The organism is Vibrio sp. bablab_jr001, from assembly GCF_016464285.1.
Lineage (GTDB): Bacteria > Pseudomonadota > Gammaproteobacteria > Enterobacterales > Vibrionaceae > Vibrio > Vibrio fluvialis.
Genome location: NZ_JACDWZ010000092.1, coordinates 411,504 through 426,038 on the forward strand (window position 1 = coordinate 411,504; position 14,535 = coordinate 426,038).

Below are 14,535 nucleotides of genomic sequence, written 5' to 3' on the forward strand. Positions count from 1 at the left end.
GCCGGTGATCATCACCGGCTTTTTTGTTTCAGTTGCAACAGCAACTGCTCAGAAGCATCTTCAATAAGATCTAACACCAACTCAAATCCGTTCTCCCCGCCATAGTAAGGGTCTGGGATCTCATCGTAGTCGGAATGGCCATAACTGAGAAACAACGCAAGTTTGTGGTGATATTGCTTGGGGCAACGTTGTTGTAATTCCAATAAGTTATCTCGGTCTGCAGCAAGAATCAGATCAAACTGCTCAAAATCGCTGTCCCGCACTTTGCGCGCCTGCATTCCTGCGAACGAATAACCGCGCTTTTCACCCGCAGATCGGGCTCTTGGGTCAGGCGGATTACCCTGGTGATAGCCAATCGTTCCCGCTGAATCAATCTCTATGTCTAACCCCAGTCCCTGCGCTTTGGCTTTCAGCACCGCCTCTCCGGTTGGCGAACGACAAATGTTACCCATACACACCACAAGAACCGCCGGTTTCTTTTTCATCTCATTCATCCCAACTTGTTTTTAAACAGTGTACGTGCCGCTTGGTCCCATTGCAGCAGAAATTGCACAAGCGATTGAATGTGATGCTGCCAACTAAACCATTGGATTCGGTAACTCTCACGTTGTTTTTGCTTGTACGCCTCACTGTTGTCACCCGCAACATAACAGTCGTATTCAACCAATGCATTAATCAGATAGCTGCGGGTAAATGTGGGCGGTTCATTAGACAGAAAATTACGCGAAATCAGCTCGTGACTTCCTCCCATTTTCAAAGCAAAACCGCCGACAACGAGTGGAACAAGAGATCTAAGAGGCGCGACCGGCAACCTATAACTGCCATGGTTTACTTGCTGCCACTGAGTTTCAATAGCATCAAACAGTCGTTGATGCGTTGACCCACCTTCTGCCAAAGACGGAACGTAAACGAAGTAGAGCCAATCGGCTAGCCGTTCAGATTCACGTGCAACTTCGTCAAGCACGGCCTTGGTCCGGCGCATCCTCTCTTGGCACTCATGCGAAACCGATTCATGATTTTCCGTTGTTACCCATGGTTTGACGTGAGCTACACATCCCATCGCGTTTCCCCCAACACAGTTGATGAACACGCAGTATAAAACAATACTGTATATAAAAACAGTATCAGTAAGTTACAGGTATACGTTGAGGTCAAAAAAAGAAGGGCTGAGCAATTGCCCGGCCCTTCAGCAAGCGAAGTGTATCGTAGAAATATTCTTGTTGATTTCACTCATTACTATAGATGCTTGAGTCAGTTTGACAGTGCAACAACGCTTTCTATATTGCTAACTGCAACCGACTTCAAACAACTCAATGTAACTGACAGATTTATCAGGCTTACAACCTGAATGCTGACTCCGTTTTCCTAAGCAATGTCGCAGGAAGGCGAAAGAGTAAACTTCAACTAAACTGATTGCATAAGCATCAACAACCGCTGGTGTGAAACAAGCTGGTACATACTTGTTGCACCAATAGTTGTTGCATCGCAAATTTATTGAATCAAGTTGAAATGTTCGACTAAAGAGCAAAAACATAATCTTGAATTTACCAATACATATGCGTAAATGTTTTGTGCAAGGCCTTGTTTCATTTGTTGAGGGAATAACATGTTTGGGTCGAAAAAAAAGCAGCATGCACTGCAAGCCCTGGAAAATGAGAAGTTTCAGTTTGAGTGCTTTCAAAACGCAATAAAGGAACAGGTTCCGTATATTGAATTCACACCAGATGGGCACATACGTTTTGCCAACTCTCTATTTTTGGGCGTCGTGGGCTACACACTGGAACAAATTGCGGGCAAGCATCACAGCCTACTATGTTTCCCCGAAGATACGGTGACAGCCGAATATAATCAGCTCTGGGGCGATCTAAAGAACGGTAAGCCCGTCCGTGGGCGCTTTATTCGCAAAGACAGTCAAGACAAAGCAGTTTGGGTCGCAGCGACCTATTTTCCTGTGGTGCAAAACGGCAAAGTGGCGTATGTCGCGAAAGTGGCGTCCAACGTCACGCAGGAGCAGGTCGAACTGGAGCGAAACCAAGCACTACTCAAGGCAATGGACAAATCGCTGGCGGTGATCGATTTTACTCCTGACGGCACTGTCCTCAACGCCAACAAGAACTTCCTTTCCTGCCTCGATTATCGACTCGATGAAATTACTGGCCAGCATCACCGCATGTTTTGCGAAGACGACTTTTACCAAAGCAACCCGAATTTCTGGTCGGATCTTGCGACAGGCAAAATTCAATCCGGGCTATTTAAACGTCGAGACAAACATGGCCGAGTCATATGGTTGGAAGCCACCTACAACCCGATTTTCAATCATGAAAACAAAGTGGTGAAAATCATTAAACTGGCAAGCGATATTACTGAACGAGTGGAGCAAGCCATGGTAGTACGTGATGCCGCGAAGAAGTCGTGCCAGATTGCAGAAGATACCGTCACCATCGCACGTCAGGGGCAAGATTCTATCGCTTCGATGCTATCAAACTCCAAAGAGATCAACGCCGCCGTCGATGCCGTCAGCGGCCTGATTGAAGAACTCAACCGCCAGTCGAAAAGCGTCGAAGCCATCGTCTCCACCATCAGTGAAATCGCCGAGCAAACCAACTTACTCGCACTGAATGCTGCGATTGAAGCTGCGCGAGCTGGTGATCAAGGGCGAGGTTTTGCGGTAGTCGCCGATGAAGTACGTAAACTGGCTTCGCGCACCTCAACCTCAACCTCAGAGATCGCTGCTGTGATCGACAAAAACTCGCAAATCATCGGCAATATCGATCACAAAATCAAAGTCGTCTTCGATAAAGCCTCACACGGTGAAAATCAGGCCAACACGGTCTCAGGCGTGATTGAGGAAATTATCTACGATGCGGATCTGGTATCAGAGACTGTACAGAAGCTCTCTATCTAGCGTCGATTCATGCTGCCAGCACGCGGGTTGGCAGCTCTCTTTTTCCTGTTGACCACATCACGTTCTTCGGCTGATTATCTCCATGCTTTTCGTTGGTTTTTGCCGCGCTATTGTTGAGCTATCATAGCGATAACTTAACGATAGAAAGGATGGCTCATGTCCAGCGAAGAGACCAAACAACAACGCCATCAGGCAAGGCAACAGAAAGTCAAAGAACAAGTGGACGCCCGCGTAGCCGCGGCACAGGAAGTGAAAGGTCTGCTGCTGATCATCACTGGTAACGGCAAAGGTAAATCCACTTCTGGCTTTGGCACGATTGCCCGCGCTGTTGGTCACGGCAAGCAATGTGCGGTTGCCCAGTTCATCAAAGGCACCTGGGACAACGGCGAACGTAATCTGCTGGAAAAACTAGGCGTCGAATTTCAGGTAATGGCGACGGGCTTCACCTGGGAAACGCAGAATAAAGAAAGCGATACTGCCGCGGCCCAATTGGTGTGGCAGGAGTGCAAACGCATGTTACAGGACGAGTCACTGGACGTGGTTTTGTTTGACGAACTGACTTACATGGTGAGTTACGGTTACATCGACCTCGATGAAGTGGTTGAAGCGCTGAACAACCGTCCACTTATGCAGTCCGTGATCATTACGGGACGCGGCGCACACCGTACTCTGATTGAAATGGCCGATACGGTGTCGGAAGTGAAGAACGTTAAGCACGCTTTTGAGTCTGGTGTTAAAGCACTGCAAGGTGTTGACTGGTAAAGTAGCGTTAAACGTTGCCATCGAAAAAGGGCTGGAAATTCCAGCCCTTTTGTTTTGTTGTGTATATAACGCGCTTAATTGAACAGGCCTTTCAGTAAGCCGTCTACGGCTTTTTTGGTGTTCTCGTCTTTGATCTTGTCGTTGATTTTCTCAAGCCCACGATCAATCTCTTTTTGCGCTTTCTGTTTCAGCACATCATCAAACACCAATTTGAATTTCGGATCAGCCCATTTGCCGGAGACATTAATCGGAATGGTCACGTCACGCAGCTCGTCAATGTTCTTACCACCCTGCCCTTCCAAGGAACCAACAATAGAGGTACGCACCAGAAAATCGACCGTCTCCTGAATGTAGTTCGCTTTGCCTTCGCCATGAATGCGCAGCAGTGGTGACTGCATACTTAAGTTATCGGTCGTCATTTCGCCTTTGTTCAGCTTCAGGGTCGCGGTCATAGCACTGAAATCGGTTTTCTGTACCGAGTTATCCTCACTCACCGACTGACCTTTGATTTTGGCGTAATTGGTGCGAATAAGCTGTGCCACGTTAATGCCATTGACAGCACCATCAGCAAAGTTGATGGCCACTGTACCCGCCAGGTTTTGCTTGATGCCCGTTGGCGTCAGGCTTTTACCTTGTACGTTGACATCGATATTTCCGGTACCTTCCAATTTGTCGTTATCCAGCACATCTTTCATTAGCGGCTGGATCTTAACGCCGGTGACGGTCTTTTTGATTGTGTAAGTGGCCGGAGTTTTACGAGCATCGATCTGTGCGGTAGCTTTTACACTGCCCTGATACAGATTGGCCGTGAACGATTTCAGATCAATCACACCACGGTTGACCGTAAAACTGGTCTTCACATTCTGCATTTTGGCGTTGCTGGCTTTGAACTTATCGATGGTCACATCCCCCGCCACATCCAGCGTCTTCAACGCGGACAAATCCGGTTCGGTTTCTGCTTTGTCTGAAGGGCTGGTTCCAGCCGAACCACCAGCGGCTGGCTTGCTTTCTGCCGTTGCTGCTGGCTGTTTATTCAGCCCCAGGAATTCATCTAAATCAATATCCGGGCTGTGCAGATTAAAGCGAACTTTGGGAATATCACCCAGTGCGACGCTGGCTTTACCATCAAACTGCAGCGCATTTGCGCTAAGTTTATCCAGCACAACATTGAGCATGTTCTTGGTCATATCAAATACAACCGAAGATTGCATCGTTACTTTCATCGGAGACTGAGGCAGTGCCGCACCTTCAAGATTCGCCGTCAGGTCCAGTTTGTCGACACTCACCTGACTGATGGCCTTATCAACCTTCACCGATGCGCTGCCGCTGGCATCGAGCTTCATGTCCGAAGCCGTACCTTTCACCGAGAAGGTCAGAGCGTTGGCCTGATCAAATTCAAACGTCGCCAAATTCAATTTCGCAGAATCAATACGCGTCGCGGGGTCACTGAAATTTGCATCCAGCACGATGTTTCGCAGCGCGTACTGTTTGAAGTCTTTCGACAGCTTGATTTCCGCGTTACCGCTCGCACCAAACTGCTGCTGGTTATTGCTGCCTTTCGCTGCAAAATCCACTTTGGTCCAGGTATCAGCCGCAAACTCAGAAACTTGCAGCTGCACATCGTACAGTTTGGTTTGCGTGCCTGCTTTGCGATCCTGAATCTCTAACAGCGCATTGTTGATGGCGATACCCGCAAGATTGATACTCCAATCCTGAGCAGCCGTAGATTCTGAGCCCGATGTTTGCGCAGGCGCTTGTGTTGCATCCGATGTTTCGCCGGATGTGGAAGTCTGCTGCGCTTTGGTCAGGCTATCTAAATTGGAACGGCCATCTTTGAGCGTTTCCAGATGGACTTCAGCCCCATCCAGACGGATGTTGCCGATCTGTAGTTGTTTGTCGAACAGTGGCATCACGGATACATCAATCCCAACACTGTCTACTTTAAATAGGTTCGGACTGGTGAATCCTTGAGGGTTCTTGAGCTCAGTTTTACCCAGTTCAAAACCGATAGACGGGAAGAATTGCCAACCAATATCGCCTTCGATCACCAGATCGAGGCCGGTTTGTTTTTTGGTCTGTTCAACCAGCAGCGGTTTAAACTGGTTCGGATTAACCAGAATCACTAAGGCTGCGATCGCGCCTAGCACGACGATCAACAATGCAGCAACGAACAGGAACAGTTTTTTCATCTGCTTTTTCCTTGCGTGACGGATAAAGAAAGTGGCACCTAAAGTGCCACTTATACTAAGAAAAATAAAGTCAGCTATTGCTAAGCATTGGTTAAAATTACGATTTTAGCAACTTAGCAATGTGCGCTTTCAATACGTCAATCGCGATGCGGTTCTTGCCACCACGAGGAACGATAATGTCAGCGTATTGTTTTGACGGTTCAATAAATTGCATGAACATTGGGCGAACCGTTTTCTGGTACTGAGACAATACCGATTCCATCGTACGACCACGTTCTTCCACATCGCGTTTTACGCGGCGCAGCAGACAGATATCCAGTGGAGTGTCCATAAAGATGGTCGCGTGCATCAGGTCGCGCAGGCGAGGATCGGTCAGAAGCAGAATGCCTTCCAGAATGATCACTTTCTTTGGTGTCATTGTGGTTGTGTTCGAGGTGCGAGTATGTTCTGTGTAGCTGTATTCAGGCACTTCCACCGCTTCACCGCGGGTCAGCTTCTGAAGATGTTCACAAAGCAGATCGTGGTCAAGCGCATTCGGGTGGTCATAGTTGGTTTTGACGCGATCTTCCATGCTCAGATGACTTTGGTCTTTGTAATAGCAATCTTCCGTGATCACACCAATTTGATGGTCGCCTACTTTCGCACGCAGTTCATTATAAATGGTACTTGCGATGAGGCTTTTCCCAGAAGCAGAAGCGCCAGCAATACCGACGATGACGCATTGATTATTATCAGACATGTATATGCACCCGATACGTGTAGATGAGGAAACGAAGATAAACCGCCTGATTATAGGGAGTTCATGGGGCAGATACCAGTTTGCAGTAGAGCTAAATGTCAGTAATTTCCGGAATCGAACAACATTAAAGCAGAGCAAACGATTACATTCGCTCTGCAAAATTTTGTGATCTGTGTTACTCCACTAAAGTGAAGCTGATTGGGTCCGGTTTGGCTTTTCCTTGCCAGTATAAATACGCGCAAATTCGTTCCGCCAAGTCGAGATACAGGGCAGTATGTTCGCTGTCCGGATGCGCGATAACGGTCGGCTTCCCTGCATCGATATCTTCACGCATTTGAATGTGCAGTGGTATTTGTGCCAGCAGCGATAAACCATACTCGCCCGCCAGTGTCTGCGCGCCGCCCACACCGAAGATGTGTTCTTTTTCTCCACAGTGGCTGCAGATGTGATAGCTCATGTTCTCCACCAGACCGACGACGGGCACGGCCACTTTGTCGAACATCGCGGTACCTTTACGTGCATCGGCCAACGCTAAGTCTTGCGGTGTGGTCACAATCACAGCGCCGGTAACCGGAATCTGCTGCGCCAGCGTCAGTTGAATGTCGCCCGTACCCGGCGGCATATCAAGCACCAGATAATCCAAATCCGGCCATTCGGTTTCATTAAGGAGTTGCGCCAATGCTTTGGACGCCATCGGACCACGCCAGATGGTGGCATCCGACTTATCCACCAGGTAACCAATTGACTGTGTCGCGATGCCGTGCGCCATCACTGGCTGCATCCATTTATTGTCGCGTACGCTCGGTTTGGCATCCGTCTGACCAAACATCATCGGCACGGACGGGCCATAGATATCCGCATCGAGAATGCCCACCTTTGCACCACACGCAGCAATCGCCAGTGCCAAATTGGCAGCCGTGGTTGATTTACCGACGCCCCCTTTCGCAGAGGTCACTGCAATGATGTTTTTCACCCCTTTCACCGGATTCGTAACCTGAGTTTCGAGCGCTTTCGGTTGCACTTTGATTGTGTAGTCAAAGGCGGCGACCGTCTGAGCCGATTGCTGCTGCGCAATCCAAGCCTGCAATTCAACAGCGATGCTGCAGCTGGCAAACGGCAACTCAATCACAAACGAACCTGTGGGTGAAACCGTGACAAAACCAGGCGCGGATGCCCAGTCGGAGAGTAGATAAGGGTGAGAAAACTGACTTAACCAGGAACAAAAGTCCTGTTTGGACGTAAACGTGAGCATAGGTCCTCCTTTTTGCCTCATGCTATCACTCTCATGCATCAGACAGAACCCCGAAAAAGTTAAGGCTTTGGCCCTACTCACGCCTTGGAGTTAACAGCGTCATCAGGTAGTATTATCCATCACATTAAATACCTATCAAACAAAGCGAATAATTAAGTATGGCAACTGAACCAAGAAAACTTTTGGTAACTTGTGCCCTTCCGTACGCTAACGGTTCGATCCACTTAGGTCATATGCTTGAGCATATCCAAGCGGATATTTGGGTTCGTTACCAGCGCCTACGCGGCAACACTGTAAACTTCATCTGTGCTGACGATGCTCACGGCACGCCAATCATGCTTAAAGCGCAACAGATGGGTATGACTCCGGAAGAGATGATTGCTGCGGTCAGTGAAGAGCACCAAAAAGACTTCGCAGGCTTTGATATCAGCTTTGACAACTACCACAGCACACACAGTGAAGAGAACCGTGAACTGGCTTCTCACATCTATCTGGAGCTGAAAAAGAACGGTTTTATTTCCAGCCGCACCATTTCTCAGCTATTTGACCCTGAGAAAGAGATGTTCCTGCCGGATCGTTTCGTTAAAGGCACCTGCCCGAAATGTAAATCTGAAGACCAGTACGGCGACAACTGTGATGCTTGTGGCGAAACTTACAGCCCGACAGAACTGATCAACCCGAAATCAGCGGTTTCTGGCGCGACGCCAATCATGAAAGATTCTGAGCACTTCTTCTTCGATCTGCCTCAGTTTGAAAGCATGCTGAAAGAGTGGACACGTTCAGGCTCACTGCAATCTGAAACGGCCAACAAGATGCAAGAGTGGTTTGAATCTGGCCTGCAACAGTGGGACATTTCCCGCGATGCGCCTTATTTCGGTTTTGAAATTCCGGGCGAAAAGAACAAGTTCTTCTACGTGTGGCTTGATGCACCTGTCGGTTACATGGCGTCGTTCAAAAACCTGTGTAACAAGACTGACGGTCTGGACTTCGATGAATACTGGAAGAAAGACAGCACCACAGAGCTGTACCACTTCATCGGTAAAGACATTGTTTACTTCCACAGTCTGTTCTGGCCAGCGATGCTGGAAGGCAGCGGTTTCCGCAAACCAAACAACGTGTTCGTACATGGCTACGTGACGGTAAACGGCGCGAAGATGTCTAAGTCTAAAGGGACGTTCGTGAAAGCAAGCACTTACCTGAACCACTTGGATCCTGAGTGTCTGCGTTACTACTACGCCGCGAAACTGAACAGCCGTATCGACGATCTGGATCTGAACCTGGAAGACTTCACTCAGCGCGTGAACGCTGACGTGGTGAACAAGATTGTCAATCTGGCTTCACGTAACGCAGGTTTCATCACCAAGCGTTTTGACGGCAAACTGTCTGACAGCTTTGCAGAACCTGAGCTGTACAACGAATTTGCCGCGGCTGCCGATCGTATCGCTGAACTTTACGAAGCGCGCGAATTTGGCCGCGCCATTCGTGAAATCACCGCGCTGGCGGATAAAGCCAACCAGTACGTTGACGAAAAAGCACCTTGGGTTGTGGCCAAACAAGAAGGTCAGGATCAAGCACTGCAGGATATCTGTACTGTCGGTATCAACTTATTCCGCGTTCTGCTGACTTACCTGAAACCGGTGATGCCAGCACTGGCGGCTCGCTCAGAAGCCTTCCTGAACCAAGAACTGACTTGGGACGGCGTAGCTCAACCTCTGACTGGCCACACCGTCAGCGCGTTCAAAGCGCTGTTCAACCGCATCGATCCTAAACACATCGAAGCGATGATTGAAGCATCGAAAGAAGAAGCTGCTGCTGAGAAAGCCGCTGCAGAAGCTGCCGCACCTAAAGCGCAGCAAACTGAGCTGAGCAAAGACCCTATCGCAGCCGAAATCGAATTTGATGACTTCGCGAAGGTTGACCTGCGTATTGCTAAGATTGTCTCTTGTGAGTCAGTGCCTAAAGCGGACAAACTGCTGAAGTTCCAACTGGATATCGGTGGTGAAATGCGTCAGGTATTCTCGGGAATCAAAGCGGCTTATAACCCGGAAGATCTGGTTGGCAAATACACCGTTGTGGTGGCTAACCTGAAACCACGTAAGATGAAGTTCGGCATGTCAGAAGGCATGATTCTGGCCGCCGGCCCTGGTGGCAGCGAGCTTTGGATTCTGGAACCTCATGAAGGTGCTCAACCAGGTATGCGTGTGATGTAATCGCGCTCACCTGCGTTTAAAATCAAAATGTTAAGGCTCCCGGTGCCGATTGGCCCGGGAGCTTTTTTATTGAACCAGCTCACACTTTTAGGTCAATTTGCACAACTTCAGTGCAAAAAGATTGTTGAAAACTTGTTAATTCATTGATTTATAAAGACAAAAAACTTGGCATCAAGGCTGCTAACTCTTTAGGAGTATAAACACTAACAAGGAGTTGGTTATGTTTGTCTTTATTTCGATGCTGATTTCGATAGGCATATTGTGCCTGATGTTCTTCTTTGCCAAACAAAGAGAATCGACCCTTCAACGCAAATACGAACTGTTGGTTGACCTGCGTCAGCTGCTTTATCTGTGCCGCCAGCACCGCAGCGCAACTCATCATGCTCTGATGTTTGGTGAACACCGTGACGCTGAGCTGAGCCATCTGCACGACCTGATTCACGAAAAATCTAACCATTTGATCGCAACCGCTCACTTCGACAACAAACCTATGTACCGCATTTTACAGTTGAAGTTGAAAGCACTGATGAAAGAGTGGTCAGATCGCAGTATCTCCCGTAACCAGATGGTACACGGCAAAGCGATTCGTCACTGTATGTTTCTGATGGATGAAGTGATGTTGGCATGGCTGGTGGAGTCCAGCCGTGAAGATTTGAGCGATGAATACCACATGAACTGGCAGCAAATCATCGATACCATGGATGCTCTGACGCAGTTGCGTATCTGTATTGAAGATATGCACACTCAGGAAGGCCGTTCGCGCATGCAACATTATTGCGACTTGGTGCGCCGTAAGCTGAATCAACTGGCGCTGATAAGCCCGCTGTCTATTGCCTCACCAGCCTGTTCAAAAGCGATGCATTTACTGTCTGAACTGCATGACAATCAGGCCTTTGATATGGATGCCGAACAGCTGTATCAACTGACCTCAGATGTGTCACTGAGCATCGCGCATGTGTATGACCAGATGCTGGCTGATCTGACTGAAAGCCTGTACCTGCCATTGCCCAAATTAGTTATTGCCTGATCGCAAACGACAGACATAAAAAAACGCCACCCGACGGTGGCGTTTTTCATTGAAATTATTTCAGCATTTTACGCGCGGCTTCTACCACAACTTTGATAGAGCGAGCTTCGGTCTCTTTCAGCGTAGAATGATCCGGGATTTCTTTCTGAGTGCGGTTGATGATAACACCCGCCACACAACCCGCTTTCAGACCTGAACTTGCACACATGGTCAGCAGGGTTGCTGATTCCATTTCAAAGTTCAGTACGCCCATTTCCTGCCACTCTTTCATAGAGCCTTGGAAACGACGGACAACACGACCAGTAAACGTGTCGTAACGCTCTTGACCTGGGTAGAAAGTATCGCTGGATGCAGTCACGCCCATGTGGACGGTTGCACCGCTCTCTTCTGACGCCTGTTTCATCGCTGTTGCCACTTCAAAGTCAGGAACCGCAGGGAACTCCATTGGAGCAAAGTGCAGGCTGGCACCGTCAAGACGTACAGAACCCGTAGTGACAATCATGTCGCCCACATTAACATTTGGCTGAATAGCACCCGTAGTACCAACGCGAAGGAAAGTGCGAACGCCCAATTGCGCCAGTTCTTCAACCGCGATAGAGGTAGAAGGACCGCCGATACCCGTTGAACAAACCACAACCGGTTTGCCATCCAGTTCAGCACGGTATAGCGTGTATTCACGATGGCTGGCCAGGAACACTGGGTTTTCCATTAGTTCCGCGATCTTTTGCACGCGCGCAGGATCGCCTGGAATGATTGCCAATGTTGCACCATTCAGATCAGCTTCGGTAACACCAAGGTGGAATACGGCTTGAGACATAAGTAGCTCCTTCATTGTGGCTTATTCAGCTCATAAATATGTTTGGGTACCGTGCTACTTTAGCCGAGCGGGCCCCAACATTAAGTGACAAAACTCACAAGTATTAACGCAATAAGAAATTACATTTCATTAAAAAATGATCTTTATCACACAAAATTGTCATTGTGATGCAACTATGAGCAATATCACTATCAACGGCGAGTAACGTGACATGGCAAGGCGGCACCTTGCCATGTGTCAGTATAGCCAGTGCAATGACTATTTTTTAAACTTCAGCAGACGCAACGCATTGAGCGTCACCAGCGCCGTTGCACCGCTGTCTGCCAATACCGCTACCCACAGCCCGGTCACCCCAATCAGACTGGTGACCAGAAAGATACCTTTCAGACCCAGCGCTATGGTCACGTTCTGACGAATGTTGCTCAGAGTCGCTCGTGATAGCGCAATCATGCCGGGTAACTCATTCAATCGGTTGTGAGTAATGGCCGCATCCGCCGTTTCCAGTGCCACATCCGTACCACCGCCCATCGCAATACCGATGTTAGCTTCTTTCATTGCTGGCGCATCGTTGATGCCATCCCCTACCATGGCAACATGTTGCTGCTGCGCCAGTTGGCGAACATATTCCACTTTGTCCTCTGGCATCAGGCTGGCCTGAAAATCCATATTGAGTTGGCTGGCTATTGCCTGGGCACTGCGCGGGTTATCACCGGTCAGCATAGTCGTGTGAATCCCCATTTGGTGCAGTGCCGCTATCGCTTGCTGCGCATCTTCACGCAGCGTATCTTGCCAGGCAATGATACCGATAGGCGTGTCATTCTCCAGCGCCACCACTACGGTTTTTCCTTGTGCTTCCATCGCCGCAACTTGCTCGCTGACAGAGTCAGCCAGTGGCACGTCAACCTTGCCCGGCGCCAACACTCGGTAGAAATGCTCGCCAATTCGTCCTGCCACACCGCGCCCCACCAAAGCTTGTTTATCTTGCGCATGCGGTAATGTCAGTCCTTGATTCTGCGCTTTTTTGACCAGCGACATCGCCAGTGGATGGCGTGAGCCCTGTTCAATCGCGGCAGTGACCGTAAGCAGTTGATCTGGCGACAAACCGGAGAGTGCCACAATGTCGGTCACCTGCGGTTTACCTTGAGTCAGCGTACCGGTTTTATCAAAGGCAACACTTTGGATCCGGCCTAATTGTTCAAGCGCTGCTCCCCCTTTAATCAACGCACCACGTCGTGCACCCGCTGCCAAACCCGACGTAATCGCCGCCGGTGTCGAAATGACCAGAGCGCACGGACAGGCAATCAGTAACATCGCCAAACCACGGTATACCCAAGTTTCCCACGGTTGAGCAAACAACAGTGGCGGTACAGTGACTACCAGCAGCGCGACGACCATCATCAGCGGTGTGTACCAACGGCTGAACTGGTCAAGAAAACGCTCCATCGGCGCCTTACGCGAATCCGCTTCTTCAATCAGATGCAAAATGCGGTCGATGGCATTTTCACCCTGACGTGAGGTGATTTTGAGCTGAATGACGCGATCAACCACCACCGCACCTGCGGCTATCTTATCGCCACGAACGTGCTCAACGGGCAGAGATTCGCCGGTCAACGCACTCTCATCCATGCTGGCAACCGCATCTAACAGCAGACCATCGGCAGGCAAACGCCCGCCCGGTGCAACTTCCACAATATCACCCGGACTGAGTTCACTGGCAGGGACTTCAATCCTCTCGCCAGATTGCAGACGAACAGCCGTCTCTGGCACCAGTTCCATCAGCGCCTGCACACCACTGCGAGCTTTTGAGGCCGCAAACGCTTCGAGGCGTTCACCAATCAAAAACAGCAGCAGAACCATTGCTGCCTCAACAGTTTCTCCGAGATAAAGAGCTCCCACAGCCGCGACGGTCATGAGTGTTTCAATGGCAAATGGCGTGCCTGATTTGGCGAGCTTCCACGCTTTAGTGGCGATGGGCACAAGACCGGCAATACAGCTGATAGTAAAAATCCAGCGCCCGGCTTCCACCGACCAAAGATTCGTCAATGTCCCGATAGCCATCATGGCCGCGAGTGCAACAATACGCAGGGTATCCGCTTCAAGCAGCGGATGGCTCGGTTTGGCCGGCTGGGCGGAACTCTTTTGCTGATCGTCGTAGATCTTAAATCCGGTGTTGGTGACTGCCTGCTCAATCGCCGCAGCCGTTGAGGCTGAGTTGAATTGCACCACCAGTTTTTCCGTCGCAAACAGCACGCGAGCGTCGACAATATCGGTCAGTTGGTTAACAGCCGTTTCAATTTTGCGTGCGCAGGATGGACAATCCATCCCCACCACACGCCAGCTCTGCTTGTAGGTTGAGGTTCCCCCAGCGGGTTCGTCCTCGTCAGGGCCATCCGCCCCACTGCAACTGCTGGATGAACAGCATCCACCCTCAGAATTGGTCGCACCAGCAGGGTGAATGGATTGAATTTTCGGGCTTGCTGAGCAGGACACCGATTTAATGGTTGGTGCTGCAGACTTTTCTGAGCGGCAACCTTCATGCTTGGTACACATAGCGCTTCTCCTTTTATCAGGCTTAACCCGATGCTACACCTTGGAGTCTACTCCAAGGTCAAGCACTAATTTTTTAGGGCTTCA

General features: G+C 49.5%; 10 protein-coding genes and 2 pseudogenes. 5 read left to right on the top strand and 7 right to left on the bottom strand.

Annotated elements, in window-relative coordinates:
* Positions 1–11: 11 nt before the first annotated feature.
* Both JIG40_RS15540 and JIG40_RS15545 read right to left on the bottom strand, forming a co-directional pair.
* Positions 12–485 (bottom strand): low molecular weight protein-tyrosine-phosphatase, encoded by a 474-nt coding sequence (locus JIG40_RS15540; RefSeq protein ID WP_158124514.1) that lies wholly within the window; start codon positions 483–485, stop codon positions 12–14.
* 5 nt (positions 486–490) lie between these two features.
* The gene (locus JIG40_RS15545) at positions 491–982 is read right to left on the bottom strand and encodes a hypothetical protein (protein WP_199465619.1); all 492 of its coding nucleotides are present in this window, start codon (positions 980–982) and stop codon (positions 491–493) included.
* 624 nt (positions 983–1,606) lie between these two features.
* Between JIG40_RS15545 and JIG40_RS22885 the strand changes: the two are divergent.
* From JIG40_RS22885 to cobO, 3 genes and pseudogenes are all read left to right on the top strand, one after another.
* A pseudogene (locus JIG40_RS22885) lies at positions 1,607–2,368 on the top strand (PAS domain-containing protein); the annotation flags it as partial.
* A 129-nt stretch (positions 2,369–2,497) separates the two neighbouring features.
* Positions 2,498–2,905 (top strand): annotated as a pseudogene (locus JIG40_RS22890) (methyl-accepting chemotaxis protein); the annotation flags it as partial.
* Between the two features lie 156 nt (positions 2,906–3,061).
* On the top strand, positions 3,062–3,667 hold the full coding sequence (cobO, locus tag JIG40_RS15555; RefSeq protein WP_020327913.1) for a cob(I)yrinic acid a,c-diamide adenosyltransferase: 606 nt from the start codon (positions 3,062–3,064) through the stop codon (positions 3,665–3,667).
* 74 nt (positions 3,668–3,741) lie between these two features.
* On the opposite strand, the gene JIG40_RS15560 is transcribed toward cobO, so the two are convergent.
* From JIG40_RS15560 to apbC, 3 genes are all read right to left on the bottom strand, one after another.
* Entirely contained in the window at positions 3,742–5,856 is a 2,115-nt protein-coding gene (locus tag JIG40_RS15560; protein WP_199465621.1) for an AsmA family protein, read from the bottom strand.
* A gap of 97 nt (positions 5,857–5,953) precedes the next feature.
* Positions 5,954–6,595, bottom strand: coding sequence for a uridine kinase (udk, locus tag JIG40_RS15565; RefSeq protein ID WP_020327915.1), 642 nt, complete (start codon positions 6,593–6,595; stop codon positions 5,954–5,956).
* A 175-nt stretch (positions 6,596–6,770) separates the two neighbouring features.
* Positions 6,771–7,847 carry an iron-sulfur cluster carrier protein ApbC gene (gene apbC / locus JIG40_RS15570; RefSeq protein ID WP_199465622.1) on the bottom strand — a complete coding sequence of 359 codons (1,077 nt, stop codon included), beginning with the start codon at positions 7,845–7,847 and terminating at the stop codon, positions 6,771–6,773.
* Between the two features lie 158 nt (positions 7,848–8,005).
* Here apbC and metG point away from each other — a divergent pair, with 158 nt between their 5' ends.
* Positions 8,006–10,057, top strand: coding sequence for a methionine--tRNA ligase (gene metG / locus JIG40_RS15575; protein ID WP_032081500.1), 2,052 nt, complete (start codon positions 8,006–8,008; stop codon positions 10,055–10,057).
* A 220-nt stretch (positions 10,058–10,277) separates the two neighbouring features.
* Positions 10,278–11,084 (top strand): hypothetical protein, encoded by an 807-nt coding sequence (locus JIG40_RS15580; protein WP_024373872.1) that lies wholly within the window; start codon positions 10,278–10,280, stop codon positions 11,082–11,084.
* 55 nt (positions 11,085–11,139) lie between these two features.
* Here JIG40_RS15580 and udp read toward each other — a convergent pair whose 3' ends face one another.
* Together udp and JIG40_RS15590 are read right to left on the bottom strand one after the other, a co-directional pair.
* Positions 11,140–11,901 carry a uridine phosphorylase gene (gene udp, locus JIG40_RS15585; protein WP_020327918.1) on the bottom strand — a complete coding sequence of 254 codons (762 nt, stop codon included), beginning with the start codon at positions 11,899–11,901 and terminating at the stop codon, positions 11,140–11,142.
* 258 nt (positions 11,902–12,159) lie between these two features.
* Positions 12,160–14,451: a zinc/cadmium/mercury/lead-transporting ATPase gene (locus tag JIG40_RS15590; RefSeq protein WP_024373871.1), complete on the bottom strand. Its 2,292-nt coding sequence runs from the start codon at positions 14,449–14,451 to the stop codon at positions 12,160–12,162.
* Positions 14,452–14,535 lie beyond the last annotated feature (84 nt).